General features: G+C 67.8%; 1 protein-coding gene. It reads right to left on the bottom strand.

The genetic code is table 11. The annotated features are described in order from the left end of the window. Positions 1-2255, bottom strand: a 2255-nt coding sequence (locus V0R59_RS31660; RefSeq protein ID WP_330105862.1) for an ImcF-related family protein, incomplete at both ends; no start/stop codon positions are given.

A 2255-nucleotide genomic window follows, 5' to 3' on the forward strand; every position in this document is an offset into this window, starting at 1 on the left:
GAGACATCGCTGTCGGTGCCGGCGAACGGGTAGCGGCCATCGAAGGAGCGTCGCCATTCATCGACGATGGAGCGTTGCCACTGGTGGTTCAGGCTTTGCGCCGAGGGTTGCAGCACACGCTGCCAGGCTTCGTCCAGCGGCTGCACGAACAGCGTCTCGCCCATCGAGCCCCATTCGGCGCCGAGGCTGGCCGACAGCAGGCTGCCGTAGGCGCGGGTGTCGCTCAGGTCCACGCTCTTGCCCTGGAACACGGTCTGCGCCAGGGCCTGGGTCGAGGCGCGCGGGTCGGCGGCGTTGCTGACCTGCTGCAGCTTCAGGCGCACGCGGGTGACGCGGGTGAGGAAGGCTTGCAGGCTCAGGCGTTCTTCGCTGCCCTGCGCCTCTTCGTCGCCAAGCACCGCCAGCAGCGGGCCGAAGGTGTCGTCCAACGGGCCTTGCAGGTGCGGGGTGACGCGTTCGATCAGCTGGGTCTTGTCCTTGCCCAGCAGTTGCTGCGCAGACTCCAGCAACGAATCGGCCAGGGCCTGCTGACGGCTGCCGGCGCGGCCCTGCCAGGCCAGGGTGTCCATCAATGCGAGCAGCGGCGACTGGCGCACGTCGCTCATCACCGTCAACTGGTCGATCACCTCCGGCAGGCTGGCCGCGCGCTGCCAGCGCAGGCTGTTGAGGAAGGCCAGCCAGGCGCTGCCGTAGTCCTGGAAGTAGCGCGCGGTCAGGCGTTGCTTGAGCACGTCGGGGCTCAGGTGGCTCGTCACTTCGCCTTGGTTGTCGCTCAGGACCCAGTCGATTTCCTCGCGGCGGGCCTCGGCGATCTCGTCGATGGCCTGGCGGATCTCGCCTTCCCAGGCTTCGCGGGTGAACACGCCGGGGATGGTTTTCGTGGTGGTGAACAGGGTGACTTCGGTGTCGCCGAGCATGTGGCTCAGCGGCAGGTCCGGGTAGTGGCTGGTGGCGCGTTCAAGGACTTGCTTGTAGAGAGTCGCTTCGGCGTTGCGCTGGCCCAGTTGGGTCAGCAGGATCTGCCGGGCCTGGCCCAGCAGGCGCGGGTCAAGGTCCACGGTGGGATGGGCTTCGAGATGGTCTGCGTAGAACCGCCACAGCCTCGGCGACAGCTCGCGCCAGGCTCCGGGATCCAGTTCGCTCATCACCCGCACCAGGAATTCGGGATCGACCTTTTCCGGACGGGCCAGCATCAGCCAGGCCGTGAGTTGTTCGTAGGATTCAGTGGCGCGGCGGGTGCGCTCGGGGCTGTCCGGGGGCAAGCGCACCAGGGCGGCGAGTCTGGCTGTCAGTAACGCTACCGCCGGGTCGCGCAGCAGCCGGGCGTTCAGTTCGACGTAACGCGGCCACAGGGTATCGAGCAACTGCTGGTTCTGGCTCAAGCCAAAGCGCAGGTGCCATGGCGGGCCCTCCTGGGCGCGGTAATCCAGGCGATCCAGCTGGCGGACCAGCTCATACAGCGCGAGCAACTGGGCATCGCCCTGCTCCGCCTGGTCCAGGGTCTGCAACAGCGCCTGGACCTCGATGATCTGCGCGCGGTTGCTGGTGAACGACAGCGCCATGCCGGCGCCCCAGACCACGGCGAAGACCATGAACGCCGCATAGACGATGCGCGGCACCGGCCAGCCGAAACGGCGGCTGTGGGTACGGTCCGCGATCAGGCCTTCCCAGGGTTTGTCGGCGATCCAGATATGGCCGAGCTTGTCGTCGCTGCGCGGCGGCGCCACCGGGCCGAACCACAGGCCGCGCAGGTCCACGCCGCGAATGCCGTCGATCAACCAGGGCCGCAGCACCATCAGCCAGCGCGGGATGCCGCCGTTGTGCAGGTCGTTGGACAGGCGCAGGAGAAAGTCGTGGTTCATGTTCTTGCGCATCTGCGCCAGGCCGGACTGGCGCATCGGCTTGACCATGGCGTTGAGCTGATCCTCGAAAGCAACGCTGGTGGCCCTGGGCTCAAGCAGGCAGCCCACGGTCTGGGTTTCGCGGCCGGCTTGCGACCACTCGCTGGTGCGGACTTCCCACAGATACAGCGGCAAGGACCAGTGCAGCGCCCAGGCCAGGTCATGCAGGGCGGCCTGGCACACGCCCATGCCGTCGGAGTCGAGACTCTGCTCGCGGGTCAGGGCCCAGACCAGGCCGTCGAGGCCGCGCCAGCGACTGAGGCTGCGCCACAGGGCGAGGTCGGCGGGATCGGGATCCTTGCGCAGGCTGCCGGCCCAGAGCAGGACGGTGCGTTCTCCCACCAGCCAGCGTTG

It is taken from the genome of Pseudomonas ulcerans (assembly GCF_036324125.1).
GTDB lineage: Bacteria > Pseudomonadota > Gammaproteobacteria > Pseudomonadales > Pseudomonadaceae > Aquipseudomonas > Aquipseudomonas ulcerans.